At 61.0% G+C, this 25,359-nt stretch carries 28 protein-coding genes and 3 pseudogenes; 5 read left to right on the top strand and 26 right to left on the bottom strand.

Features of this window, described 5'->3' with window-relative positions:
• Positions 1 to 90 precede the first annotated feature (90 nt).
• The 8 genes and pseudogenes from Q7V03_RS20885 to Q7V03_RS20850 form a co-directional block, all read right to left on the bottom strand.
• Positions 91 to 1,425, bottom strand: a complete 1,335-nt coding sequence (locus Q7V03_RS20885; protein ID WP_304927515.1) for a DNA cytosine methyltransferase — start codon at positions 1,423 to 1,425, stop codon at positions 91 to 93.
• 111 nt (positions 1,426 to 1,536) lie between these two features.
• A complete protein-coding gene (locus Q7V03_RS20880) occupies positions 1,537 to 2,199 on the bottom strand; it encodes a hypothetical protein (RefSeq protein ID WP_304927514.1) in 663 nt (220 codons plus the stop codon).
• Positions 2,196 to 2,942: a DNA methyltransferase gene (locus tag Q7V03_RS20875; protein ID WP_304927513.1), complete on the bottom strand. Its 747-nt coding sequence runs from the start codon at positions 2,940 to 2,942 to the stop codon at positions 2,196 to 2,198. Before Q7V03_RS20875 ends, Q7V03_RS20880 begins: the two co-directional genes overlap by 4 nt.
• Position 2,943: 1 nt before the next feature.
• Positions 2,944 to 3,387: pseudogene (locus Q7V03_RS20870) on the bottom strand (DNA cytosine methyltransferase); the annotation flags it as partial.
• A 71-nt stretch (positions 3,388 to 3,458) separates the two neighbouring features.
• A complete protein-coding gene (locus Q7V03_RS20865; protein WP_304927512.1) occupies positions 3,459 to 4,427 on the bottom strand; it encodes a helix-turn-helix domain-containing protein in 969 nt (322 codons plus the stop codon).
• Positions 4,424 to 4,816, bottom strand: coding sequence for a VRR-NUC domain-containing protein (locus Q7V03_RS20860; protein ID WP_304927511.1), 393 nt, complete (start codon positions 4,814 to 4,816; stop codon positions 4,424 to 4,426). Before Q7V03_RS20860 ends, Q7V03_RS20865 begins: the two co-directional genes overlap by 4 nt.
• Positions 4,813 to 5,022, bottom strand: coding sequence for a hypothetical protein (locus Q7V03_RS20855; RefSeq protein ID WP_304927510.1), 210 nt, complete (start codon positions 5,020 to 5,022; stop codon positions 4,813 to 4,815). Before Q7V03_RS20855 ends, Q7V03_RS20860 begins: the two co-directional genes overlap by 4 nt.
• Positions 5,023 to 5,072: 50 nt before the next feature.
• Positions 5,073 to 5,318, bottom strand: coding sequence for a transcriptional regulator (locus tag Q7V03_RS20850; RefSeq protein ID WP_304927509.1), 246 nt, complete (start codon positions 5,316 to 5,318; stop codon positions 5,073 to 5,075).
• A gap of 567 nt (positions 5,319 to 5,885) precedes the next feature.
• Here Q7V03_RS20850 and Q7V03_RS20845 point away from each other — a divergent pair.
• Positions 5,886 to 7,157, top strand: coding sequence for a site-specific integrase (locus Q7V03_RS20845; protein ID WP_304927508.1), 1,272 nt, complete (start codon positions 5,886 to 5,888; stop codon positions 7,155 to 7,157).
• A gap of 30 nt (positions 7,158 to 7,187) precedes the next feature.
• On the opposite strand, the gene Q7V03_RS20840 is transcribed toward Q7V03_RS20845, so the two are convergent.
• From Q7V03_RS20840 to Q7V03_RS20785, 12 genes are all read right to left on the bottom strand, one after another.
• Entirely contained in the window at positions 7,188 to 7,787 is a 600-nt protein-coding gene (locus tag Q7V03_RS20840) for a hypothetical protein (RefSeq protein ID WP_304927507.1), read from the bottom strand.
• Between the two features lie 547 nt (positions 7,788 to 8,334).
• Positions 8,335 to 9,294, bottom strand: coding sequence for a sugar phosphate isomerase/epimerase (locus Q7V03_RS20835; RefSeq protein WP_304927506.1), 960 nt, complete (start codon positions 9,292 to 9,294; stop codon positions 8,335 to 8,337).
• Between the two features lie 11 nt (positions 9,295 to 9,305).
• Positions 9,306 to 10,313 carry a Gfo/Idh/MocA family oxidoreductase gene (locus Q7V03_RS20830; protein WP_304927505.1) on the bottom strand — a complete coding sequence of 336 codons (1,008 nt, stop codon included), beginning with the start codon at positions 10,311 to 10,313 and terminating at the stop codon, positions 9,306 to 9,308.
• Positions 10,310 to 11,329: a sterol desaturase family protein gene (locus Q7V03_RS20825; RefSeq protein WP_304927504.1), complete on the bottom strand. Its 1,020-nt coding sequence runs from the start codon at positions 11,327 to 11,329 to the stop codon at positions 10,310 to 10,312. Before Q7V03_RS20825 ends, Q7V03_RS20830 begins: the two co-directional genes overlap by 4 nt.
• On the bottom strand, positions 11,322 to 12,371 hold the full coding sequence (locus Q7V03_RS20820; RefSeq protein ID WP_304927503.1) for a Gfo/Idh/MocA family oxidoreductase: 1,050 nt from the start codon (positions 12,369 to 12,371) through the stop codon (positions 11,322 to 11,324). Before Q7V03_RS20820 ends, Q7V03_RS20825 begins: the two co-directional genes overlap by 8 nt.
• A 2-nt stretch (positions 12,372 to 12,373) precedes the next feature.
• Positions 12,374 to 13,198 carry a 3-methyl-2-oxobutanoate hydroxymethyltransferase gene (locus Q7V03_RS20815; protein ID WP_304927502.1) on the bottom strand — a complete coding sequence of 275 codons (825 nt, stop codon included), beginning with the start codon at positions 13,196 to 13,198 and terminating at the stop codon, positions 12,374 to 12,376.
• A gap of 9 nt (positions 13,199 to 13,207) precedes the next feature.
• Positions 13,208 to 13,519, bottom strand: a complete 312-nt coding sequence (locus tag Q7V03_RS20810; protein WP_304927501.1) for a MocE family 2Fe-2S type ferredoxin — start codon at positions 13,517 to 13,519, stop codon at positions 13,208 to 13,210.
• A gap of 90 nt (positions 13,520 to 13,609) precedes the next feature.
• Entirely contained in the window at positions 13,610 to 14,407 is a 798-nt protein-coding gene (locus Q7V03_RS20805) for an ATP-binding cassette domain-containing protein (protein WP_304927500.1), read from the bottom strand.
• Positions 14,407 to 15,414, bottom strand: a complete 1,008-nt coding sequence (locus Q7V03_RS20800; RefSeq protein WP_304927499.1) for an ABC transporter permease — start codon at positions 15,412 to 15,414, stop codon at positions 14,407 to 14,409. The genes Q7V03_RS20805 and Q7V03_RS20800 overlap by 1 nt, the downstream gene beginning before the upstream one ends.
• A gap of 66 nt (positions 15,415 to 15,480) precedes the next feature.
• The gene (locus Q7V03_RS20795; protein ID WP_304927498.1) at positions 15,481 to 16,449 is read right to left on the bottom strand and encodes a substrate-binding domain-containing protein; all 969 of its coding nucleotides are present in this window, start codon (positions 16,447 to 16,449) and stop codon (positions 15,481 to 15,483) included.
• A gap of 82 nt (positions 16,450 to 16,531) precedes the next feature.
• Entirely contained in the window at positions 16,532 to 17,503 is a 972-nt protein-coding gene (locus tag Q7V03_RS20790) for a substrate-binding domain-containing protein (RefSeq protein WP_304927497.1), read from the bottom strand.
• Between the two features lie 110 nt (positions 17,504 to 17,613).
• Positions 17,614 to 18,615: a sterol desaturase family protein gene (locus Q7V03_RS20785; protein ID WP_304927496.1), complete on the bottom strand. Its 1,002-nt coding sequence runs from the start codon at positions 18,613 to 18,615 to the stop codon at positions 17,614 to 17,616.
• Positions 18,616 to 18,785: 170 nt separating this feature from the next.
• On the opposite strand from Q7V03_RS20785, the gene Q7V03_RS20780 reads away from it, so the two are divergent.
• A complete protein-coding gene (locus Q7V03_RS20780; RefSeq protein WP_304927495.1) occupies positions 18,786 to 19,808 on the top strand; it encodes a LacI family DNA-binding transcriptional regulator in 1,023 nt (340 codons plus the stop codon).
• 552 nt (positions 19,809 to 20,360) lie between these two features.
• On the opposite strand, the gene Q7V03_RS20775 is transcribed toward Q7V03_RS20780, so the two are convergent.
• Positions 20,361 to 20,672, bottom strand: coding sequence for a type II toxin-antitoxin system RelE/ParE family toxin (locus tag Q7V03_RS20775; RefSeq protein ID WP_304927494.1), 312 nt, complete (start codon positions 20,670 to 20,672; stop codon positions 20,361 to 20,363).
• 4 nt (positions 20,673 to 20,676) lie between these two features.
• Entirely contained in the window at positions 20,677 to 20,931 is a 255-nt protein-coding gene (locus Q7V03_RS20770; protein ID WP_304927493.1) for an addiction module antitoxin, read from the bottom strand.
• 95 nt (positions 20,932 to 21,026) lie between these two features.
• Between Q7V03_RS20770 and Q7V03_RS23965 the strand changes: the two are divergent.
• A pseudogene (locus tag Q7V03_RS23965) lies at positions 21,027 to 21,416 on the top strand (hypothetical protein); the annotation flags it as partial.
• Between the two features lie 207 nt (positions 21,417 to 21,623).
• Here the strand turns inward: Q7V03_RS23965 and Q7V03_RS20765 are convergent.
• The 4 genes and pseudogenes from Q7V03_RS20765 to Q7V03_RS20750 all read right to left on the bottom strand — a co-directional run.
• Positions 21,624 to 21,803: pseudogene (locus tag Q7V03_RS20765) on the bottom strand (phage portal protein); the annotation flags it as partial.
• 3 nt (positions 21,804 to 21,806) lie between these two features.
• Positions 21,807 to 22,022 carry a phage head-tail joining protein gene (locus Q7V03_RS20760; protein WP_304927492.1) on the bottom strand — a complete coding sequence of 72 codons (216 nt, stop codon included), beginning with the start codon at positions 22,020 to 22,022 and terminating at the stop codon, positions 21,807 to 21,809.
• Position 22,023: 1 nt separating this feature from the next.
• Entirely contained in the window at positions 22,024 to 24,072 is a 2,049-nt protein-coding gene (locus Q7V03_RS20755; RefSeq protein ID WP_304927491.1) for a phage terminase large subunit family protein, read from the bottom strand.
• Complete coding sequence (locus Q7V03_RS20750) at positions 24,020 to 24,556, bottom strand: hypothetical protein (RefSeq protein ID WP_304927490.1); 537 nt, start codon at positions 24,554 to 24,556, stop codon at positions 24,020 to 24,022. Before Q7V03_RS20750 ends, Q7V03_RS20755 begins: the two co-directional genes overlap by 53 nt.
• 117 nt (positions 24,557 to 24,673) lie before the next feature.
• On the opposite strand from Q7V03_RS20750, the gene Q7V03_RS20745 reads away from it, so the two are divergent.
• Positions 24,674 to 24,901, top strand: a complete 228-nt coding sequence (locus Q7V03_RS20745; protein WP_304927489.1) for a hypothetical protein — start codon at positions 24,674 to 24,676, stop codon at positions 24,899 to 24,901.
• Positions 24,891 to 25,115: a hypothetical protein gene (locus Q7V03_RS20740; RefSeq protein ID WP_304927488.1), complete on the top strand. Its 225-nt coding sequence runs from the start codon at positions 24,891 to 24,893 to the stop codon at positions 25,113 to 25,115. Before Q7V03_RS20745 ends, Q7V03_RS20740 begins: the two co-directional genes overlap by 11 nt.
• Positions 25,116 to 25,359 lie beyond the last annotated feature (244 nt).

Genomic DNA, 25,359 nt, shown 5'->3' with positions numbered 1-25,359 from the left:
AGCGCCACACGTTCAAATTCAAATGACGCATTGCCGGGTTGATACCCATCAAAAAATATCTTCGAAATCAATGCTTGATAGCGATTTGACTTAGCCATAGGCAGCGACCTGTGCACAAATTCGTTCTGCCTCAATCTCGATTTGCTTGCGCTTCTTCGCGCCACTTTTTTGATCGCGTCCTGTTTTGGGCGGTTCTACCCCAAAATGGGCGGCTGCGCTGGTGACGTTCATTTCCAGCAGCGCTGGGCTGCCTAAGGCGATTGCCTCTGCGGGGCGCGACGGAGTTAGTCCCAAAGCAGCAATGACCTGACTGGCGACCGCGCGAGCCAATGGAGGCGGCACAGCATTTCCAATTTGCCGAGCTCCATGCCATTTTGTCGCATTAAAGCGAAACCAATCCGGAAATCCATGAAGGCGGGCCATCTCGCGCACCGTGATGCAGCGGTCGAACATGTAATGTATAGGGCGTGGGCTGGTGAAGGCACCGCGCGCGCCGTCTGTGCCTGCGCGCAGAGTATTTGAGACCCCGCCTGGAGGCAGTTTGAAAAGGCGGCTGATCGGCTCGACGTCGCCTTGAGCCGTTTCCGAGAATCTGCGGCGCGAAATGTCGGTGTGTTCGGTGCGCGCACTCGAAGTAAGGACCGCTGGATCCCACTGCCGTGGGTGCGCGAAATGCCAAGCGTCGTTAGAGAGGCAACGTATTTCTTCAGCATACGGTGAGGGCTTGCCAAAGCGACGCGGCCTGACTGAGTCATTGTTGATCAGTTCGGGAAATAGCTCGGCATCTGGCAGGTCGCCAAGCGCATCTGCGCAAGTTGGTCCATAGTTCAAGTCTGTTTTTGACTTACGACCAGCAATTGCCGTGATCGCCGCAGGGTAATCAGGCAGGACTTCGCCCTTTTTCGCGCCGAACAGGATAAGTCTCTCTCGAGATTGCGGAGTGCCGAAGTTGCCTGCGTTCAGCACGCGCCAGGGAAGGCGGACCTGATAGCCTTTTGCATCAAACGCAGCAACCAGCTCGTTCAGAAACTGCTTGTGGTGGCCAAGTGTCAGGCCCTTAACATTCTCGAACACAAACGTCCTTGCATCCAGTTCGCTGACGATCCGGACGAACTCGAGAACAAGGCTGTTCCGTGGGTCATCAAGAACCCGGTGGCCGATAAGTGAGAAACCTTGGCACGGTGCGCCACCAAACACACAATCGACCGGACGCGTTCCAAGCCCTGCTGCCAGCCGAATCTCCCGACCAGACAGCCGCTCGACAGATCGGGAAATGACCGCAGTTTGAGGGAAGTTGAACTTGTGGGCAGCACAATGAACCGGGTCTATTTCTACTGCTGCCGCGACATCGAAGCCTGCCTGTTCGAAGCCCAGGCTCATGCCGCCTGCGCCCGCGAAAAGGTCCACTCCGATAGGTCTGCGCATACCAAACTCCGTTTACTCTGACTCAAGCTATAGGTGGCGGGCTGATTTTGCCAGCAAAACCGTGTGTAAATGCCTCACTAAGGTGCGTTGCAGCTTGCTTTGGCCAGCGCGTCATTTTTTTTGCGACCAAGGCTGCACCTTCGGCATCGCTGATGTCACCTCGACCTCCCGCAGCAGCCCACCCGCCAGAAGTCCATCCCGCACGCAATCCAACGCCCGCCACCAATCTTCATAGCCGCGTCGGGCGGATGCGATTTGTTCCGGATGAGGCCGCCAGGTGACCGGGCAGGCCAACACATCGACCGTGCGCCAGCGCCCGCGTTGCAGCACGCGTTCAATGCCAACCACGACCGTGGTGGATCGCTCGCCATGCTGGTTGCGCTTCGTCTCGACCGGCACGCAGCGCGGCATGACGCCCGGCAGCCAATCAGGTGTCATGCCCGCGCGCGCCAGTTCGGCGATGTGAATCGCCATGGGTTTGCCACCCAAATTGTCGGGCATTCCTGCCAAGGTCGCGGCCACGATCTCGGCATCCTCGTGGGTGTAGGACTGCGATTTATGGCCACCACCATCCACCTTGCACCCCAGTCGCGCCCGCTGGATCAGCACGTATTCCATGCCGAAGCCGAAGCCTTCCTCATCGATGTCCCGCCGTTGCGGCAGTTCCAGTTGCGCCTTTTCCACCCGGAACGCCCATTCCAGGATGGCCTGCACGCCCAGCGCGCGTTTTACCCGTGCGCCGCCTGCGCGCGCAATCCGTCCCTGCATGCTCATGGCCGCATTCCTTCAAACAGGTTCATCTGCGCTGGGCGCTCCGGCCCATCCAGCGGCCGCCAGATCCAAGGGCCGGATGCCATGGGCAGATGCGAGAGTGCGCCACGCATGCGCTGCAGCCAGAGGGTGAACTCCGTTGCCGAGCAGGCGCAAAGCGCGTGACCGATGGGCCAACCCATCAGCCATCCGACGAAGAGCGGATTCAGTCTCCGCCGCGACCGGCCCTTCAAGATCCTGCGCGATGCGACACGCCCATGCGATGCAATCATCGAAGCCCACAGCGGGCGCGAGATCGGGGCGTGATGCGAGAATGGCAGACCATGCGTCGTGATCACCGGGGCCGGGCGGATGAAGCCCTGTTCCGCCCGGTAATGCAGGATATCCATCCGTGATTTGCCGTCTGCCCGGGTGATGCTGGCCTCGGAACTGCCCTTCCAGTTCTGCGCGGCTGGGGTCGGCCATTGCAGGGCCTGTGCCGATAGCTTTGGCTCGCCCCGGCTGTTGATCTTGCCGCGCAGCCGATCCATCTGGTCGTCCGCCACGGGTGTTTGCCACTGTGCCGCCTGCGCTGGCAGGGGCGGCATACCGCCCGAGCCATAACTCTGACCCGGCCCGCACTTCGCGCCGTCCTTTGCCTTTGGCGTCGACCAGTTGGTAATGTTCAGCGCAAGCGCCTCCGCTTTGCGGGTAAAATCGCTGTTCCCGGCCGGGTTGTAGCTGGCTGTGCCGGGATGCACGCTCATCGGTGTGGGCCAAGATGAAGATGCGCAGCCGCTGGTGCGGCGCGCCTGTTTCTGCCGCGCTGAACAGGCCCGCCGCAGGCGTATAGCCCATGCGCCAAAGCTCTCGCAGGACGGTTTCAAGGCCGAGGGTGACGTGCCCAGCGACATTTTCGAGGAAGACCCATTCGGGCTGGCACTCGCTGACAACTCGAGCGACCTCTGGCCAGAGATGGCGGGGATCATCGGCGCCACCACGTTTTCCGGCGGCGCTGAAGGGCTGGCAGGGATATCCCGCGAGGACGATGTCGAAAGCACTGCGGAAGGGCCGGGCATCGAAACTGCGCAGATCGTCCCAGATGGGTGCTGGGGCGAAATACCCGGCGCGCTGGGCGGCGACGAGGACAGAGCGGGGCCAATTTTCCCATTCGACATAGGCGCGGGTGTGATAGCCGGGTTCGGCGAGCATGACGCCCAGATCCAAGCCTCCGCCGCCTGCGCAGAGGGACAATCCATGCCGGGGACGTGACACCATGCCATTCACCGCACCCCCCGCTCGCGCAGGCGTTCAGGCGTGACCAGTCCGCGCGCCAGCATCGCATCACGGATGGTGTTGCTGATCACGCTCTGGGGCAGATAGCCCTCGGAGTTGACCATTTTGGCGTAGAACGCCGCCTTTTCGTCGTCGCTGAGCGGAAGCTTCACTTCGCCCTTGCGCTGCCGGTTGATCTTTCTGCCGTTGGCGTTTGCTGTGGCAGCCTGCGCATCGCGCTGGGCGGCGCGTTCCATGAACCGGTCGAGAGCCTTGGGCCCATCGGGCGGATTGGGATGATCGCCCCGGCTTTCGGTGGCGACCTCAACGATCCGGTCCTCGGTCAGCCCGAGATCATCCCGCCAGCGGCGGACATGCAAGCGAGCTGGCGATCCCTGCCACCAGGCGGGCAGGCTGGCGTTGGCAGCGAAGCCCAGCGCAGTCAGCAGCTCTGCGAAAAACCGATCAAAATCGGAATCCCGCGCCTGCGCGTCCTCCTCCTCCTTTACAGGTTTACTTAGGGGTTCTCTTACAAGGTTAATCTCCGGATTCCGGAGATGGCTTTGGGCAAAATCCGGAGATGGCTTTGCCGGAAATCCGGAGATGGCTCCATGTCCGGATTCCGGAGATGGGTTGTCGTCATGATCTTCTTCCGTTCCTGACAAGCCGTCTCCGGTTTCCGGAGTTGGCTCTGGTGGAAATCCATCCTCAAACCCTAGGATGTAGCGTGTCGCGAGGCGCTTGTGGGTGTGGGGATCCTGCGCCCGAACGCGGTGGATCAGGCGCAATTCCTGCAGCTTGGCGAGGTGTTCGTTCAGCGCCGAAATTGACATTTCCGCATCGTCGGCCAGCCGCGCCTGCGTCGGAAAGCAGCCGAAGTCCGGGTTATGCCGGTCACACAGAAACCACAGCACGATCTTGGTGGCAGGTTTCAACCCGCGTTGCTGGATGGCCCAGACGGTCGCCTTGTGGCTCATGGTGCCACCCGTCGCGCTGGGCGGACACGGCTGGTGAAGCCATGATCTGCCAAGGCGCCCAGCGCATCGTCGACTGACCGGGCCAGCGCCCAGCCAAAGCCCTGCGCGCAGACGGTGTCGCGGAAGACCTCTTGGGATTTCCGTAAACGACCGGTCTGGCTCTTGACCTCGAGGAACAGAACGCGGCCGCTGGAGATCACGATTAGATCGGCAAATCCAGCATGCACGCCCATGCCGACCAGGATGGATTGGCGGATTTGGCCACGGGACCCGGTCTCGGTCACCTCGTTGGCGCAATGATGGATGATGGCATCGCGCGGTAGTGCGACGCGCAGCGCTTGGACGATGGCGCGCTGGGCATCGGCCTCTGGTGTGCTGCGCCGTTTCATGCGGCACCTCCTTTCGCGAAGGCCGCAGCCGCAATGGCATGCAGAGGGCGGCGATCCAACAGGCGCAGAAGGTCGATGGCATCTGCGCATTCACCGGAATCATCGGTTTGCCCGGCGACGACACGGGCCGCGAGGATGACCAGCGATTCCGGGTGCCGCGGGACATCGGCCAGGATGCCGCGCGCTTCGGTCAGGCGATCCTGCATCCAGTCGCCTGTACCTGAGGCCGCAATCAGGGGGTGGGATAGGGGTGCGTTCATCGACGGCCACCCGCGCGCCGGGGAACTGGCACTTCCTGCAATTGCAGCCAGTCGCGTACCCCGTCGCGGCGATAAAAGACCTTGCGCCCAGCGCGCACACAGGGCGGCCCAAAGCGCTGACCTTCCCAACGGCGCAGCGTTTCGACCGTCACGCCGAGCTCGAGCGCGAGATCAAGTCGGCTGATCCAGCCGCCGAGAAGTCCTGGCGCAGCAGGACGCCGGGGTGTTTCCGTTGCCGTCATCTTCTGTCTCCCCTTCATCACCCGGACTGGGTGGAATTGCAGGGTCATGAAGCGCAGGCGGCGAGGGGTGGCGGGAAGGCGCAGGGTGGCATTGGAAATGCCCCTTGCGTGCCACCCCTTATTTCATTGGAGTTTTTGAGGTTTGCGCGCGGAGAGCTGGTGAGTCGGACCAGTGATCCGAACAGGCTGCCAGCACCAATGACGGGCCGATTGAGGCATGTTCCATATGGTTCGCCCACATTGGCCGACATTCGGCAGCTTTGACGGGCTTTCAGGGGGTGGCAGGGTGGCATTGATCTGCCGAAACCGCGCCACCCCCTGATTTCATTGGAGATTTACAGAATTGTCTCGGAAATTCGGCTCAGCGGTGGACTGGGCCGCGCCGGGCATCCGCGTCGCCGGGTGCTTGTGCGCTGCGGTTTTCGCACAGAACCCAATAAAACAAGGGGTGGCGCGATGCTGGCACATCAATGCCACCCTGCGCCTCCCCGCCACCCCTATGCGTGTGGTTCGCTTGATAGATCCGCGAATCTACGCCTGTGTCGCAGGCGAAAGGGGAGACCATCCATGCTCAAACGGCTGAGATTGAACGATAAATCTGTGAGGGAATGCGAGCCGGAGGTGGCGCGCGATTACCAGGTCTTCGACACCGAGGTGCGCGGCTTCTCCATTCGCATCCTCCGCTCGGGCAGCCGGTCCTTCTCGCTGGACTACCGGTTCGCAGGACGCCAGCGCCGTATGGCCATCGGGCGCTGGCCCGAATGGACGGTGACTGCCGCTCGCGAGCGCGCCAAGGATCTGCGCCGCGAGATCGACGAAGGCCGCGACCCGCTGGGCGAACGTGGCCAGTTGCGTGAAGCCCCAAGGTTCAGCGACATGATCGACCGCTACCTTGCCGAGCATGTTCCGCATCTGGCCAAGACCAATGCCTCGGATCAGCGGTCGATGCTGACCAAGCTGGTCGCACCGCATTGGGGGTCCAAACTGGTGACAGAGATCACGCCGCATGATGTGGCGAAACTGCTGAACATCATCGCCAAGGGCAGGGCACGCCCGTCCAAGGAAAAACCCAACAACCGGGGGCGAAAACTGCAGGGCGCCAAGCCGACGCCGATCCGTGCCAACCGAGTGGGCGAGGTGCTGCGCAAGATGTTCACCCTTGCCGTCGGTTGGGGCTGGCGCACCGACAACCCGGCATCGGCTTTCAAGAAGCGCATCGAGAACGAACGCGAAAGGTTTCTGTCGCAAGAGGAAATCGGCAAGCTGGCCGGGGCGCTGGACGTCGCAGCAGACCAGAGGGCCGCTGGCATCATCCGCCTGTGCATGCTGACCGGCAGCCGGGTTGGCGAAGTTCGGCAGGCGCGCTTTGAACAGTTCAATCTGGAACTGGGCAGCTGGTCAAAGCCTGCCGCCACCACCAAGCAACGCAAGATTCACCGGATCCCGATTTCGGCCGATGTTGCCGCCATTGTGCGCCAGCGTCAGCTATCGGTGCCGAAGGGCATTCCGTGGCTGTTTCCCGGCGATACGCCCGGCCAGCCGGTGAAGGAAATCCGCAGGTTCTGGATCAACATCCAGAAACAGGCCAAGCTGCCTGATGTTCGGATCCACGATCTGCGCCATACCTTCGCATCCCTGTTGGTCAGCGGCGGTGCGTCGTTGGAAATGATCGGCAAACTGCTGGGCCATTCGCAAATGCAAACGACCCAGCGCTATGCCCACCTGATGGATTCACCCCTGCGGGCAGGCGTCGATGCCGTGGCCAGCGCCTTCCGGCCACGACCCGTGCTGGTGCATGATGCCGATGCTGTTGTGCCGGTGGATCGCAAGACCGCATGACCTGACCGGCCCTGCATGGGGCCGGGCCAATCAGGCATCTTCTTTGCGCAAGGCCCGCCAGATGGGGGTGATCCGTCTGCGGATGCTCCGGCTGTCAGGCATCTTGGTACCGTCGGACTGATCAGCGAACCAGTGCTGCATTTCCGCAATGAGGTCTGCCTGCGTTGCGGGCAGGCCCCGATCATGGATGCGCTGGATCAGGGCGACGTTCATGCCCTCCCAGTCATATGGGGATGCGCCACTCGCGCTGGTGGCCGCGCGCCGGGCCATGTCGTGATCATCCTCAAAGCCGAAAACGTCCTCGGCGAGGATCAGCATGTCGGCCACCGTGATCGTGACCCCGCCAGCAGGGTCCGTGATGACCAACCAGTCTGTGTGTCCGGGCGGCATAATGCGCCGCACAACCCCTTCGACCGGTCCGGTTCCGCTGCGCCGGAACAGGGGCAGCAGGTCCATCGCGGATATGTCAACTTGGCCCGCCACCACGGCTTCGCCGCAGCGCACCAGGCCGATGCCCGTCTTGATCTTCAGTTTGCCGACGGCGGCCCAACCCGCGATGTCGGAGATGGAACAGTCCCAACGGACTGAGGTTTCGTAAAGCGTGAAAAACACGCGCGGAGGCAAAGCCACGTTGAATCCTTCCTCAATGGGACCAGAGGAGGAAACGTGCCTGTACCGCCTTCTGGTCGTGTTTTTATGTGCAAAACGGAAAATCTCGGCACAAAAGGTCAGGACGCCAAAGCGCCTTCTTCGACCTTGTGTGCCGGGTGATACGACCTGTTATGCTTTTAGTTGAGGACTGCTCTCCCCATGCGTGCAAGCTGCACTGGGCCGCGATTCGGAGCAATAGGGGGGAGATCAGGAAGCTGTGGATAAACATCAGAACAAGAACAAGACACGAACACTTGCCTCGCTCGACAGAGTTGGTCGCTAATGTTGCTGACAGCAACGCGCGCGGCAAGACAGCAAACGCCAAGTATGAAAAGCGTCGAAGATGAAGTCCAAGATAGCCACTGTGGGAGGGAAGTGTTCTATTGCACCGACGTTACTTGCCTGATGATGCCACCGGCTAAATACGAGTGGGCGCGCAGCCTTTCGCCGCGCGCCCAACGATCCTCGCAATGCTATGCAGGATCGTACTTACATTCAAAGTTTGAATAAACCAATACTAGGATGCTCAGATCGCCTGCGGAGCATAGTCCGCAGGGGCTTTCGGCATAACGCCCTGCAAGAGTGCTACCGATTTCTCCAGCCCTTCCAGACCGTTGAGTAGCACGTCTTCATGCTCGATTGACAGCCAGCCGTCATAACCTGCCATTTTCAGCCGGTAGCAGAATTGCCGCCACCACTCCTCTCCATGGCCGAAACCAAGGGTGATGTAGGACCAGCTGCGGCTCGGAATGTCCATCAGGCTGCCGTTTTCCAGCAGGCTGGTGGTGGCCTGTTTGGGTGAGTTCAAGAAGGTGTCCTTGGCGTGGACGTGATAGACGGCGGCCCCCAGAGTCTCGGCGGCGATCAGGGGGTCGGCACCCATCCAGAACAGGTGGCTGGGGTCAAGGTTGGCACCGACAACCGGCCCGACTTCGGCGCGCAGTTTCAGCAAGGACGGCACGTTGTAGACCACCTGATTGCCGTGCAGCTCCAGCGCGATCTGCTCGACGCCAGCCGCCTTGGCCAAAGCCACGATTTCGGCCCAGAACGGGAACAACCTTTCCTCCCATTGATAGCGCAGGATGACTTGGGTTTCCGGCGGCCAGGATGAGACCACCCAGTTCGGCATAAGATCGCCCGCGCGGCCTTCTGGTAGGCCCGACATGGTACAGACCTTCTTGATGCCCATCTCGCCCGCCAGCCGAATGGTGTCGCGCAGGCAAATGCCCTGTTTCGGGTCGGTCGGGTGCAGCGGGTTGCCATTGGCGTTCAGGGCAATCACTTCAAGCCCGCGATCCGCGAACGCTTTTTGGAAGCTGCGGCGCTTACCTGCATCCGACTGCATCGCGGCCAGATCGAAATGCGGTGCCGTGGACCAGCCGCCGGTGTTCACCTCGACCCCCTGCACGCCCAGACGGGCGGCGTGGTCAAGCATGGCGTCAAAGGGCAGGCCGCCCAAACTGTCAGAAACAAAGCCGAGTTTCATGGGTTTTTCCTTCAGCGTTTGTAGAAAAGGGGTTGGGTTGGCATCTCAACAGCAACGCGCTGGCCTGTCGCCAAGGCGCGCGCGCCTGCTTCTGCGACCACGGCGGCGGCGTAGCCATCCCAGGCGTCTGATGCGATCAAGCTGAATTCTCCGCTGCGGACAAAATGCAGGAAGGCGCGGTTTTGGCGGCGGTAAGCCTCGGCGTAGCGGCCACGCCAGTCGGAATCGTAACCCGTGGTTTGCGCCAACCGCGCATCAAGGCGGCTGTAGGTGGCGGCGTTCATGGCGATAGACCCGGCCTCACCCACCAATTCGCCGCGCACGTCATAGCCATAGGCAGCGTTGTTGTTGATTTCGATGTTCACCAACTGGCCGTCGGTGGTTTCCAGAACCATGAACACCGGGGCGACCAAGGCATCGGACCGTTTCGGCTGAAACGCCGAAATCGCCGCGTATTCCGCCCCCAGAACAAACCGCACCACGTCAAATTCATGCGGAGCGGAATTGGTGATCGCCATTGCGCCGGTGAAATCAGCGGCCGGGGTTTCTACGTTGCGGTGGAAGTTGTGCATCATCAGGGCGCGGCCAAGGGTGCCTTTGTCCAGAGCGGATTTCATCTCGGCATAAGACTGATCAAACCGGCGCATGAAACCCAGCTGGATGTGGCGCTGCCCTGCGGCTTCTTCGGCCTGCATCACCGTCATGCACTCCGCCGCCGATTGCGACAGCGGCTTTTCGCACAGCGCCCGTTTGCCTGCGCGGATGCAGGCGAGCGACAGCGGCGCATGGGTGAAATCAGGGCTGGCGATGACCACGGCATCGACATCGCTGCGGACAATCGCGGCTTCGGCGTCTGACATCACATCTGCCGCCCCAACCGCATCAGCCAGCGCCTTTGCGCGCTCTGCCGACGCGTCACAGACCACCTGCACCTGCGCGCCGGGCAGGTCGTTTGCGAAAATATGGGCGTGGTCGCTGCCCATGATCCCGGCGCCGATGACGGCTAGACGGATGGTCATTTGGTGTCTCCTGTTTTGCCCGCGTTCATCCGGGCCTTTTTCTGTTCAAACCGCGCCTGCATCACCGCGTCGCCGCCTTTGGTGCCGTCGTGCCAAGTGCCGAACCAGCGATCCAGCGGCACCCCTCCATCGGCATAGTTCACCTCGAAATACTTGTGATGCAGGTAATGTGCGAAGGCGTGGCTATCTATGGCGGTGTCCGCCCCGGTTTCGATCTTGTCAAAGCCGATATGCCCGACCACGGCACCGGTGCCGGTGATGTTCAGATGATACAGCACCAAAAGCGGATGCGATGGAATCAGCAGGTGGATCAGGCTGTCAGACCAATAAAGCAGGTGTTCAACCGGGTGCATCGACAGGCTGGACCAAGGGCTTGGGTTGACCGAATTGTGGTGAACCGAATGGATCCATTTATACAGGATCGGCATATGGATCAGCCGGTGGATGCAGTAGAAATGCACCTCATGGATCAGGGGCAGTAGCAGCGCAAAGACAGCAAGCGCCCAGGGGTGGGCCTCAAACGTGGTCCAAGGACCGGAACCATTGGCCCAGGCGTGCAGCAGAAACACCTCGTAGGCCGACCAGATCGGCAGGCCGGTGCCAAAGCTGCGCAGGATGTTGTCAAGGTTCTGGCTTTTGAACCAGAACACGTCAGACGGCGCATCGGCAGGGAATTTTGCGTTGTATTTGAAGCGATTGCTTTGTGCGCGGCGGCGGTAAAGACGCAGCTCCATCACGCCATAAAGCGCGAAGACCATCACCGTGTTGCGCGCCCAGATCCACAGAGCCCAGCCCCATTCGTAGGTTTGCATGGTGGATTTCGCAGGCGTCAGCCAGAACCACAGCACTGCCCCAAGTCCGAAGAACAGCAGGTTCCACGGCAGAAAATACCCCGGCAACCAGCGCAGCAGCGCCATCGGGTCCAGCGGCCATGTGAAGAGCGGGTTGGTTTCCAACGGGTCTTTCGGGGTGAAATCCCCGCGTTTGTTGCGGGTGCCGAATTTCAGATCATCCATTGGTATCCTCCTGCTGCACGGCGACAGAACAACCCTGTTCGGCCGACAGGCGCGCGGCGTCGAGAACTGCCAGCGTGCGGATGCCTTCGGCGGCGGTCACAGGGACGGGGCCGTTGGTAAGAACCGCGCAGGCGAACGCCTCGTAATAGGCATGGTAACGGCCCGGTTCGGAAGGAATGCGGGTGGCACCACCCTTGGTGTAAAGCGTCCCCCAATGGGTTTGGGGTTCATACCCCCACGCGGCCAGATCCTGCACCGGGCGCTTACCTGCAAAGATCGCCTGCGTCTGCACATCGGTGCTGTGCGAGACATAGGCCCCCGCTGCGCCATAGGCCCGCAACTCGCGCTGCGCAAAGTGGTTGAGTTTGCTGGCCGAGACATGGCTGTGCTGGCCTGAGGCATGGGTCATTGAGACATGAAAGGCAGCGTCGGTCGCGCCTTTCGCAAGTTGCACATAATCCAGATGCGCCATGACCGACGTGACGGGGCCGAGCAGATACAGCATCTGATCTACCAGATGGCTGCCCAAGTCGCGCAGAAGGCCGCCCGTGGGGCCAGCCTCCAGCGTCGCGGGATCGTCGAAATCCATACGGCTGTGGATGCGCCAGACTTGACCCAGACGCCCCGCGTCGATGACTTTCTTCAGCGTTTGCAGATCACTGTCCCAACGGCGGTTCTGATAAACGCCCAAGGTCACACCCTTGGCCTTGGCGGCTTGATCAAGGTCGCGCGCTCCCTGCGCATCGGGGGCAAAGGGCTTGTCGGCAACCACATGCAGCCCTGCCGCAATGGCTTGCAGCACCAGATCACGGCGGGTTTCGGGCGGGGTGGTGATGGTGACAGCGTCCACTGCGCCAGAGGCGATCATCGCGTCAAGCGAGGCAAAAACCGGTAGGCCGGGATAATCGACCTTCACCGCAGCGATGGTTTTGTCGGCCCGCGCAACGACGCCCGCCAAGGTGCAGCCCTTTGCGGCCTGAATGAACGGCGCATGGAAATGCCGCCCGCCCGTGCCATAGCCGACCACCCCGATTCGCAGCATGACTAGAGCCCCAGATCGGCGGTCAAAGCCGCATATTCCGCGTCGGTCATCGTGACGTTGTGCTGCGGCTGCGGATAGCCGCCGGTGTTCACATCAGCGATGAATTCCTTGAACGCAGCGATCCGTTCGGCCTGCAGGCGGGCGTATTCGGCGGCGAAGTTGCGGTAGGTTTTGGCGTGGCGCGGCTTGTGGCCATCGGTGTGGCCGAGCACATCCTCGGCGAAGAGGTATTGGGCGTCAGCTCCCGGCCCAGCCCCCATGCCCAGCATGATCATCGGGGTGTTGGCGCTGATCAGCGCGCCCAGACGGTCTGGCACGACCTCCAGTTCTGCACCAAAGCAGCCGATGGATTCCAGTTTTTTAACATGATCCCAGGTTTCGCGGGCCTCAGCGGCGGTTTTGCCAACCGCGCGCCAACCTGTCCAGGTGACGTAGGACGGGATCAGGCCGACATGCGCCACGATGGGGATATGATTGTCGCACAGCACTTTCTGGATGTCATAAGAGGCCGAGCAATAGATGCAATCCGCGCCCATACCCATGACGTGAAAGGCGGCGCGCAGGTAATCGTCTGCACTTGCCAGAAATTCGCCGTTGAACCGGCTCCAGCCGCCAAAGGGCAGACCGACCTGCACGAAACAGCGGCCCGCCGCCGCGCGCATTTCGGGCGTGAAAAAGCGCCCCTCAATCGACAGCATGTGAATGCCCGCTGCATCTGCCGCCGCCGCCTCTTCCAGCTTGCTGACATAAAGCATCGAGATTTTCTCCCCCCTCACCTTCATGGCGCGCATGTCGGCAACAGAGGGGCGGTTGTGAAACTGGACCATGATTTGACCTTAAAGTTCGAGATAGACCGCGCCGCCATCAACTTTGACGGGGTAGGTGCGCAGGTTGATGCAGGCAGGCGCGCGTTTCGCCTCGCCGGTTTTGAAGTCGAACGTGGCGCTGTGCTTTGGGCACTCAACGGTGCCGTCCATCACCAGACCATCGCAGAGATGCACTTTTTCATGGCTGCAAATGCCGTCCATGGCGAAGAACTCATCTTCTTCGCTGCGAACAATAACAAAGGTTTGGGCCCCGTGATCAAAGCGGATCAGATCATCGGGTTCGATATCGGTGGTGGCGCAAGCGCGGATCCAGATGGGCATGGTATGATCCTTCGTGTGTTAAGGTCCGTGGCCCGGTCAGGGAGGCCGGGCCACGGAAGGCCGGGAGGAGAGGTCCCGGCTGGGGAAAGGTTAAGCGTCGTGGCTTGCCATGTTGCTTTCGATCTCGGCTTCCAGCGTCGCCATCGATGCGCCGCCCGCCATCAGATCGGTGATTTCTTCACGGGTTTTCTCGCCCTTCTTGAAATCCGACGCGATGGCGCCGCGGATCAGCACGGCAAAGTGGTCGCCAACGGCCATGGCGTGCATGACCTGATGGGTGATGAAAATGACCGCCAGCCCGCGCCGTTTTGCCTCGTTCACGATGCGCAAAACGTGGGTGGCTTGCTTGACCCCCAAAGCGGCGGTCGGTTCATCAAGGATCAGCACCCGTGCGCCAAAATGGACAGCACGGGCAATCGCAAGTGCCTGACGTTCTCCGCCCGACAGCCCGCCCACAAGCCGGTCGCCATCGTCAATGCGGGTGATGCCAAAATTCTGCACGGCCTTCACCGCAATTTCGTTGGCAGTCTTGCGGTCATAAACCTTGAACGGACCCACCCAGCGGGTCGGCTCGCGGCCCACGAAAAAACTACGGCCAATCGACATCAGCGGGAAGGTGCCGCCGAACTGATGGACCGTGGCAATGCCATGGTCGGCGGCATCGCGGGGGCTAGAAAAGCTGAGCGGCTTGCCGTCCATGAGGATTTGACCGGATGACGGTTTGTGCACCCCAGACAACAGCCGGATCACGGTGGATTTTCCAGCGCCGTTGTCGCCCAACAGGCACAGAACCTCGCCTGCCTTGATCTCAAGATTGATGTCATGCAGCACGTCAATCGGGCCGAAGCTTTTGTTCACGCCTTGCAGCGAAAGAATTGCGTCAGCCATCACTTGGCTCCTTTCTTTGGCGCATAGGACAGCGCCATTTTGCGGAAAGTGTTGTTCATCAGAACCGCGCCCAACAGCAGCACACCGATGATCAGGCTGGCCCAGTTGGCATCAAATCCGGTGAAATAGATGCCTTGGCTGACCACAGCGAATGTCAGCGTGCCCAGCACGATCCCGAACACCGACCCATATCCGCCGGTCAGCAGCACACCGCCAACCACAACCGAAATGATCGAGTTGAAGATATAGCTCTGGCCCGCCGAGACTTGCGCAGAGTTGTACAGGATCGCTTGGGAAAGCCCGACAAAGGCCGCACTCATGCCCGAGCAGACAAACAGCATGATCGTAACCCGGTCGGTCGGGATACCTGCGTTGCGTGCGGAAACCTTGTCGCCGCCCATGGCGAAGATCCAGTTGCCGAAGCGCGAAAAGTGCAGGAAAAAGCCCCAGAACAGGATGGCTGCAATCCACCAGAAGATCGTGACCTGATAGATGCCGCCGATGAAATCACCCAGCAGCCATTTCGCTTCGGGGACTTTGATGGCGACCGATGTGGTGCCGGTGACCAGCACCGAAAAGCCCAAGGTCATACCTGCCACGGCAAACAAAGTGCCAAGCGTGACGATAAAGGACGGCACGGCGGTGCGGATCACCAGAAGCCCGTTGATCAGCCCGATCACCGCACCCAACAACAGTGCCGCCCCCACACCAAACACGATGGGCAAATCGAAATGCCCCGAGATGATGGCACAGGTCATCGATCCCGCCGGGATGATCGAACCGATGGAAATATCCAACTCTCCGGCGATCATCAGAAGGCCGATGGGAATGGCCACGATACCCAGTTGGGCGGCCACGTTCAGCCAGCTTGCCGCCCCGGTGGGTGATGCAAAGTTCACGCCGCCAAAGGCAGTGAAGAACAGGAAAACGGCGGCAAGGCCAAGGAATGACCCTGTTTCAGGGCGGCGCATCAGGCTGCCGAATGAAAAGCTGGATGACGATGACATGGTGGTTCCTCCCCGACGTCAGACGATGGCCTGCCCGGCACGGATGCCGGGCAGGAGGAGTTCAGATCAGCGCACGCCTGCGGCAACGCCCGCAAGGGTCGCATCGACTGTCGAGGCATCGACAATCCCCGGCCCGGTCAGAATCTGACGGGTCGGCACCGACAGGCCGTAGTTGACGTAGTTGTTCAGGATGGTGACGGCGAGGAAGCCTTGGTAATAGCCCTCTTGGTCCATCGCGAACATCTGGGTGCCGGCCTTGATGTTGTCCAGAATAGTCTGGTCCATGTTCATGCCGCCCAGTTTCACACGGTCAACAGCGCCAGCCTGCATTATGGCCGCATTGGCCGAAATCGCATCCATGTTGCCGATAGTGTAAACGCCGGTCACGTCCGCGTTCTGCTGCAAGTAAGCCGCAACTGCCTGCGTCACTGCCGTGGCATCACCAAAGCTGGTTGACGGCAGCGGCAGCACTTCGCTGGTGCCGCCATTGGCGGTAACGCCGTCGTTCAGGCCCTTGCACTGGGCCTCAAGGTTGGCCGCTCCGGGAAGGGTGTTGACGCAAACCAGTTTGGTCTGGCCATGGGTCGCAAAATAGGCACCTGCTGAGACGCCTGTCTGATAGTCATCCGAACCGACGTAGTTCATAGCACCCAGACGGTCGGCGGCTTCAAGCCCACCGGCGTTGTAGATCACCAGCGGAATGCCCGCATCGACCACGGCCTTGAACGCCTCGTCCATGGCTTCCGGCACCCAGTTCGGGCCGACGATGGCGGTGGCACCCTGACCAATCGCGGTACGGATCAGGTTGGCGGCGTCCGGCCCCAGATTGTCGTAGTTCTGTGGCGCAAGCCAAGTCACCGAACCGCCCTGTTCCGCCACCAACTTACCCGCATCATCCGCGCCGCGCTTGACAATCGACCAGAACGAGTCGTCCGCCTTGCCGCCGATGACGAAGATCTTTGCGCCCTCGGCCATTGCGGCGCTGGCACCCAAAGCCAATGCCGACACTGTGGCAAAGGCTGTCAGAAGTTTCATGGATTTCATTGTGGTAGTCCTCCCTTGGCGCGTGCATGGGGGTCGCCCATGCACGCAGATTTCGTTTCTGATTTAAGATGGCTTAGCGGTAACCGGCGGCCGAACCGGCCAGCGTGGCGTCGATGTTGCTTGCGTCAACAATCCCCGGACCAGTCAGAACCGGCGTGGTCGCCAGATCAAGGCCATAGTTCACATAGGCATCCGCCATGGTGACGGCGAGGAAACCCTGCAACCAAGGCTGCTGGTCAATCGCATATAGCTGGGTGCCAGCTTTGATACGGTCCAGACCCGCGCCGTCCATGTCGAACGAGGCCAACGCGACCTTGCCCGTTGATCCCGCCTGATCAATGCCGATCGCGGCAGAGTTGGCATCGCCTGCGGAAATCGTGACCACACCGTCAATCGTCGGGTCTTTCAGCAGGGTCGCCTTGATGGCTTCGGCCACAGCTGTCGGATCGCCAAAGCTGGAAGCAGGCAGCGGCAGTTGGTTGGAAACGCCGCCCGACGCAGTGATTCCATCGGAAATACCCTTGCAGCGGTCTTCAAGGTTCTGCGCGCCCGGAACTGTGTTGACGCAGATCACATTCTTCTGGCCATGGCTGCCGAAGTATTCGCCACCGGCAAGACCGGCCGGATATTCCTCGTTGCCGATGTAGTTGATCGCGCCCAGTTCCTTGGCCTTGTCGCCGCCGCCAGCGTTGTACAGCAGCACCGGAATGCCAGCGGCAATGGCCGCCTTGTAGGCCTCGTCTTCGGCATCCGGCACCCAGTTCGGGGCGGCAATAACGGATGCGCCTTGCGAAATCGCGGTGCGGATCAGGTTGGCCGCGTCGCCACCGATGTTGTCATAGTTCTGCAACATCAGATAGTTGACCGACCCGCCATGCGCCTGAACAACCAAAGCGCCATCATCGATGCCCTTCTTGACCTTGGCAAAGAACTGGTCGTCGGCCTTGCCACCGATCACCGCAACCACCGTGCCTTCGGCCATTGCAGCACCTGCACTCATCGCCAGCACCGAAGCCGTCATCAACACTTTCATCATCGTTTTCATCGCGTTTCCTCCCTTTTCCCACCGGTTTGGCGGCGTTCTGTCTGTGACCTTCCGGTCGGGGGCTCCTCTCCCCCTACCACCCCGTCACCTTTGGGGCTGTCTTTGGTCTGCTATTTCCCTGCGTTCATGCGCGCTTTCTTGCGTTCAAACCGCGCGTTCATCTGGGCGTCCGAGTCTTTGCTGCCGTCGTGCCAGGTGCCGAACCACTTATCCAAAGGGATCACGCCGTCACCGCCGTAGTTCACCTCGAAATACTTGTGGTGCAGGTAGTGGGTGTAGGCGTGGCTATCCATCGCGGTGCCTTCGGTCACTTCCAGCTTGTCAAAACCGATATGGCCAACAATCGCGCCGTAGGCGGTCGAGGTCAGCTGGAACAGCGCCACGAACGGGGCCGAAGGCAGCAGGATGTGCCACATCATTTCGGCGAAGAAGAATGCACCTTCGACCGGATGCATCGACATGGACGACCACGGGCTAGGGTTGATCGAGTTGTGGTGGATCGAGTGGATCCATTTGTACAAGATCGGCGTGTGGATCAGGCGGTGGATCACAAAGAAATGCACCTCGTGAATTGCCGGTGCCAGAAACAGCAATACCGTCAGCCAGACCCAGTGCTGCGACGGGTCCAGCCAATTGCCGATGCCATTGGCATAGCACCACAGGGTAAAACATTCGACAGCGGTCCACAGCGGGATCGAGATGAAGAAGGTGCGCATAAAGTTGTCGAGGTTCTGGCTTTTGAACCAGAACACGTCAGACGGGTTTTCCGCCGGAAAGCGGGCGTTGTATTTGAACCGCGTGCCCTGCTTGCGCTTGACGTAGTAGAACAGTTCAACCCCGCCATAGAGCAAGAATATGCCAAGGCTGTTGGCCAGATGGATTTGCAGCACCCACGCCCAGCCAAAGGTCTGCATCGTGGCCACATCAGGCAGCACGAGATACCAATAGAGCAGCGTCACGCCCATGAAGATCGTGTTGTAGGGCCACACATAGCCCCACAGAAAGCTGCCCAGTTTGGACCATTGCCCTGTCCAGAACGGGGCAATCTCCAGCAGTTTTGACGGCGTGAAATCACCCCGCTTGTTGCGGGTTCCAAATTGTAGATCGTCCATCTTTCCCCCCGTTCGGCGCATTCGGCAAACAAATGCCACCGACTCTCCTGATGGAATTTTCATACCGTTGACAAATGACGCAGCATAGATACTTCTTAAATACAGATGCGTTTCCCTTCTTTTCCCTCATTCTGCTTTTCAAGAAATGAAGGATTCCCTCAGGAGCTGCCATGGCACACCGCGCAACAATTTCAGATCTGGCCGAGAAGGCTGGCGTCAGTGTATCCACCATCGACCGTATCCTGAACGGGCGTGAAAAGGTGCGCGCGGCCACGGCGGCGCGGGTTTTGGCCGCGGCGGAGGAACTGCAGTTCTACGCCATGCCAGTGCTGCGTGAGCGGTTGAACATCGACCGCCCCCGCATCAAGCTGGGGTTTTTGCTGCAACAATCGCACCGCACCTTTTATCAGATGATCGCCGATGCCCTGCGCGCGGCGGCGGAGGAAAGCCCCGATCCGGTGGACATCATCATCGAACATATCGACGATCTGTCGCCCGAGGCGGTGTCTACCCGCATGCTGGCACTGGGCGAAAAGGTGCAGGCGCTGGCCGTGGTGACGGCGGAACATGCGCGGATTTCCTATGCCATCGAAGCCTTGGCGGCCAAAGGCGTGCCGACCTATGGGCTGATTTCGGAACTAACCTCGGCATGCGGGACCGGATATATCGGGCTGGACAACTGGCGTGTCGGGCGCACGGCGGCTTGGGCAATTGCAGGCCTGTGCAAACGTCCGGGCAAGGTGGGGATTCTTGTCGGCAACCACCGCTATCGCTGTCAGGAGTTGAACGAATCCGGCTTCCGGTCTTTTTGCCGCGAACATGGGTCAGAGTTCACCTTGCTGGAGCCGCTGCAAACATATGAAGACAAATCCATCGCCCGCGATGTCACCGAACAACTGCTGGCGCGGGAGCCTGATCTGGTCGGGCTATACGTCTCGGGTGGTGGCATGGTGGGCGTGTTGGACGCGCTGAAGGCGGCGGGGCGAAGCCGCTCTGTGGTGACGGTGGGCCATGAGATCACCGAACACACCCGCAACGGGTTGATTGACGAAGACCTTGCCCTTGTCATGGCGCATCCGATTTCGCGGCTTGCCAGTGAAGCAATCGCACAGATGCGCCGCGACCTCGTTTCTGGGGCGAGCCTTTCCAAGCGCATGATAGGGTTCGAAATCTATACGCCCGAGAATATTTGATACAAGTCGGGCGCGCCATTTGCCGAGGGCATCTCGCAGGAGTGAGGGCCTTACTTTCTACACAAAACTGATCGCTTCAACGTCGTGAAAGTGTCGGCGTTTAACAGGGCTATAGGTGAGGGAAATCGACTGATTTCAATAATTTGCCGGTTTGGGCCGACTTTCACAGTCCAAGTCCTCGGACTATTGATGGTCGTCCTGATTAGGATTTTTGATGCTACCTCACAGTGCATGTCAACGCTATGTCAACCCGCGTACGCCGATTTGGCGCAACTGGTGACGGCGAAAACAGGTCAATGTCCGCCGTTGTCGCATTGGAAAGTGCGCCAAATCAAAGACTTGGCGCTTAAGCCGTTGAAATGCATAAGTTATTGGAATCGCTGGGGTTTTGGCTCATAACCTGAAGGTCACAGGTTCAAATCCTGTCCCCGCAACCAAAAAAGTACGTCTTATCAAAGACTTCAAAGCCGAGCTAAACGCTCGGCTTTTGTCGTTCCAAATTCTTGTCAACACCTGGTCAACGTTTTACGAGGCCCCCCTACGCGGGCCAGATTAGTCGTGCAGGTCGTCCCGGAACCGATCCATCTGGTGCATCCGCTCGTGCAGGATCGTCACGATGCCGATGTCGCCGTTCGACAGCCTCCGCCAGTACACGAAATGATGCTCCTGCCGGAAGAAGAAGCCGTCGATAGCGAACTCTGCTGGGATCGGCCGCGACGCCACTCCGTGCCCTTCGATTTTCTCGAATGCCGCGAATAGTGCGGTGATGTATCGATCAGCCTGTTCAGCGCCCCAGCGGTCGCGCGTGTAGCGGTAGATCTCGTCAAGCCGCAGCGATGCAGCTTCCTGGACGCGGACGGCCACGTTGCTATCCCCGGTTCCGGGCGATCACCTCGGCAGCGGTCAGCGGACGATAGTTTTCCTCCGGTGCCGCAAATGCGCGTGTCAGTTCAGCCTTCAGCCGATTGAACGCTTCCGCCTCGGCCCGCTCCTTGTCGCGCCGGATCAGGTCGCGGACGTATTCGCTGATGTTCTCGTAGGACCCGTTCTCACCCACGTTCGAGGCCACGAACTCGCTCAGCGGGCCGCTGATGCGGACAGTCATCGTTGTGGTCTGTGACATGGCAGCCTCCGGTTTCTTGTCTTCAAGATAAGCAATAATGAAGACGCGCGCAAGTTTCCCTGCAGTCGGTGTTCCCGCTTTTGTGCCGGGCAAACATGGTTGCAGACGCGAGGAACCAAAGCGCAAGCTGCTTGAGATGGGTTACAGGGCACATGCTATTGATTCGGTTGCAACAAAGATCACTGTTCGGATTTCTCATGAATCCCTTTGGCACGACAGCGCGCGCCATTGAGTTGCAGGGAGATCAACTTCTGGTCACCGGACGCAGCATGCCCGCGTCGGTTTCGTTGGCGGATATTGGCGAGGCGCCAACACTTCGGAAGGGTGCGCTTGGAACGACGCTGTCAGTGCAACCGACTGGACAGAGCACTGTCATCTTGCGTGGTGCCGGTCATGCTGATGCACGCGCCTTTGCGGACAGTGTCAAAGCCGCGTGGGTCAGCTTCAACACGGGTGCCTTTGACCGCGAAGCGCACCGGTTCGACCGGCTTCATGCCGCTGTCTCCGAGTTGGCGCGACCAGGCCGTTATCCTGCGGCCTGCAGTCTGGCGCTGGTTCTTCAGGGCGCGCGGTCCCTGGATACTACGTTGCTGTCGAAGCTGAGGTCCGAGGCAATCGGGACGGATAGGGCAGAGCGCGTGGCCCTCGTGCGCAAATTCGTTGCCGATCCTCGGGCGGCGCGGGCAAATGCAATAGCCGTTGTTGCGGACCAGCCAGCGCGCCCGGGCGGTGATCGTGTCGCCCGAGGCCGCGATCAGGGTGTTCACATGCGCGCGGCTGGCGCGGAAACCCCGAAGCCGCCGGTGGGCCTGAGCCGCATCAAACCCGCCGATGATGCTGCCGATGCGCTGGCGGAAAGCCTCGAACGCCATGGATCACAGACCTTTTGACGCGACGGTGCCCCAGCGCCGACGGCGGGGTGTGCCGTAGGTGGCCGTGGCAATCCGGGTCTCCAGATCGGCGATGGCGTTTGCGAGTTCCGCGTCCGATCCATAGTTGATCGATTTGCTGTCATAGCTCACCGAGCGGACGCCCGCATACCGGGCCTCCTGCAGTGCGGCCAACAGCGCGCGCATCCGTTCCAGATCCATCTCAGTCCCTCATGAAGTTCGGTGTGTACGCCCGGCGCTTGCGCCGTGGCGTTGTCGGTGTTCCGGCCTTGGGCGCGGCGGGCGTGGCCGGTTCTGCAGGGGTCGCAACCTGCGCAGTCGGTCGGGTTTCCACTCCGGCCTGCGCTTCCAGCCGCCGCCAGGTCGCCTCGTCCCAGCGATCCGCGCCCATGATCCACGCCGCCGCCCTTGCATAGACCCGGGTGTCGAGCGCCTCGTTGCGCTCGCGCATTTTCTGCCATTCTTGGTGGGCGTAGCCGCGCTTGTTGCGCACGGTCACCAGCTGCTCGCCCACCAGTTGTTTCAGCCATTCAGTGTCGATCCAGTCGGGAAGATGCACGGTGCCAGGGGCGTCCAGCACGCCCAGCGCCCGGTCCTCGTCCGAGGGGCGTTCCAGCCGCAGGAAGCGGTAGGTTTCGGTCTTGAACGTCGCCGTGGCCACGGACCACAGCCGCGCGCCCCGGCGCAGACGTTTGCCGCCGATGGTGGCGTCGACGAAGGTCGGCCCCGACACCGGCGTGGCGCGGTTGAAGCCTTCCAAACCCTTGATAGGCGCGACCTGGTCGAACCCCTGTTTCCGCGCCCATGCGTAGACGGTCGGGGCTTCATAGCCGGTGTCGATGGCCAGCTTGCCGATCACCATCACCGCGCCATTCGCGCAGGTCCATGTCCGACCGAGCAGGGCTGTCAGCTTGTCCCAGCAGGCCGGATCGTCCGGGCCACCGGCGATGACGATGTGATCGACCAGCCAGCTTTCCAAGCCGCGCCCCCAGGCCCAGACATCGACCTCGATCCGGTCCTTTTGCACATCGACGCCAGCCGTCAGGAACAAACCGCCCATCGGGATTTGCACGCCCGCGTAGCTTTCGCGGCGTTCCGCCAGCCGCTGCCACTCGGGGGCGTCGCCCGCCTCCACCCACGTCTCGCCCAGAAGCGTGTTTCGGGCGACGCGCAGCATCTCTTCCGAGCCTTGCGCCGCTAGCCACTCGCGCGCGATCTGCTGCCAGCTTTTCCAGCCTAGCGGCGAATAGAGCGCCGATATATGGAAGCCGATGGAATGCGGATCTGCGGAAACGGCGGTCGCACGCCATTCGCCCCGTTCCAGCATCTGCGTCTTGTAATGCTCGGCGATGGGCTTTTCGCATCCCTCGCAATGGTAGGCCGCGGTGTCAGGCCGCCCTTTGTCCCAGCGCAGGCGTTCGAACTGCAGCCACTGCATCGCACCGCAATGCGGGCAGGGCACAAAATACCGGCGCTGGTCCGATGCCTCGAACTCGCGCTCGATCCGGCTCAGCCCTCGGATCGTCGGGGTCGAGACCATGAACACCTTGCGCCGGTGCGAGAACGTGGTGGTGCGCGCCTCGGCCAGTGTGACCGGGTCGCCTTCTTCGTCGGCAGAAGCTGGATAAGCGTCCACCTCATCGAGGAAGATGTAGCGCGCAGGCATCGACCGCAGGCCGGTGGCACTGTTGGCGCCGGTCAGCACCAGGATGCCGCCGGGGAATTCCTTTGACAGCATCGAGTTGCCCGCGTCGCGCGACCGGGCCGGATTGACCCGTTCGCGCAGCGCAGGGGACTCAGAAATCAGGGGGTCCAACCGCCCCCGTGACGTGCGCTTCGCCAGTTCCAGGGACGGCAAGACCGCCAGCATCGGCCCCGGCGCATGGTGGATCACGAAGCCGATCCAGTTGTTGCCCGCCTCGGTCGCGCCGACCTGCGCTGCCTTCATGAACGAAATCCGCTGTGCCGGGTGCCGCGGCGACAGAGCATCCATGATCTCGCGCAGATAGGGCGCGCGGGCCGTGCGGTAGCGCCCCGGTTCGGCCGCACCGCGCGATGGCAGCCAGCGGTGTTCATCCGCCCATTCCGACACCGTCAGATCCGGGTCGGGCCGCATCCCCTTGCGCCACGAGCGCAGGATGTCCTCGGCCCCGTCAAATTCGAGGTCGAGATCGGTGCTCAGGTCGAGTTCTTCTCCTTCATCCAAGCGAGACCCTGAGATCGGCGAGGGCGTCGAGGTGCTGTCTGACATGGGCTTCCAACACCCTCTGCAGGATCGCGGCCTCGATGATCACCGGCGTTCCGGTCTGTTTTTCCACCCCCAAAGCCACTTCCGCCGCCATCAGCGCTGCCACTCTGTTGGGCCAGGTGACCCAAGTATCGCGTTCCTGTCGGGCCAATCGGAACACCAGCGCTTCCGCCCGGGCGCGGTCCACAAGCGTGCCCTTCTTCTTCTGGATGCCCAGCTGCTTGTCCTGCGCCTGGTAGACGGTCAGCGCGGTGCGGGCCTTCAGGTAGGACGAGCTGTCAGCCGGACCCGAGAACCCACTGTCGCTACCGGTGCTGCGGCGCTGCTGATCGGGATCCGTCATCTCACCCCGCCGCACATCAGAGGCGGCGGCGTTAATCGACCCGTCGCTGTAAACCACCAGCCGACTGGCGCGGCGTGCCTTCTGGATCGCCCCGCGCGACAGGCCGGAATGGGCGGAGTATTCCCGCTCGGACATACCTTCCATGGTTTTACCCGCCACGTCTAAAGCAATGAAATAGCTTGCTATTCAGTTGATTGCACTTCGGACAAGAGCGATTCTGATTGCACCAGAACGATGCAACTCACCCACGGAGACCACGCCATGACCACCCGCCGCGCCACTGACAACACCAAGGCCCTCGACGCCTTCATGACCGCCAAGTTCCAGATCGACGCGATGCTGGAGCGCCTGAAGGCGCTGAGCGATGACCACTTCGAGGCTCATCCCGACGAGATCAATTGGGGCCATGTCGGCACTCTGAACAACTACGCCAGCCTTCTGCGCCAGATCACCGACGCCGCGTTCAAGGAGGGCGAACATGCCGCTTGATCCCGCCCGGCGCCATCAGATCGAACAGGATGCGATCACCGCTGCATGGGAGGCCGAACGCCTCGCCGCGTGCGACGACGCCATCGCCCTGCTGCGCGAGATCGCCGATCTGGAGCGCGACGACGATGGTGACGTGATCATCGGCACAGATACCGACGGCCACAACGACCTGATGTCGCGCATCGTCTCCTTCCTTGCCACCCACGATCAATAGAGGAAACCGCCATGACCAACCTGACCGAAACCCAGACCATAATCCTCAGCGCCGGGGCTCAGCGCCCCGACAACATCGCCCTGCCACTTCTCAAGGGGCTGGCTGGGTAATCCCCCCATTTTTGACGGGGTGCATTTGTAGAACTTAGGCGGCCGTTTTCAGTTTCTGGGCGGGTGTGATGCCGCCTATGCCCATGTTCGGGCGGTCGTTGTTGTAAGTCCATAGCCATTGTGTGGCGAAGTCC

This window comes from Cypionkella sp. (genome assembly GCF_030652235.1).
Classification (GTDB): domain Bacteria; phylum Pseudomonadota; class Alphaproteobacteria; order Rhodobacterales; family Rhodobacteraceae; genus Cypionkella.
This window is presented reverse-complemented; position numbering and strand designations above follow the sequence as displayed.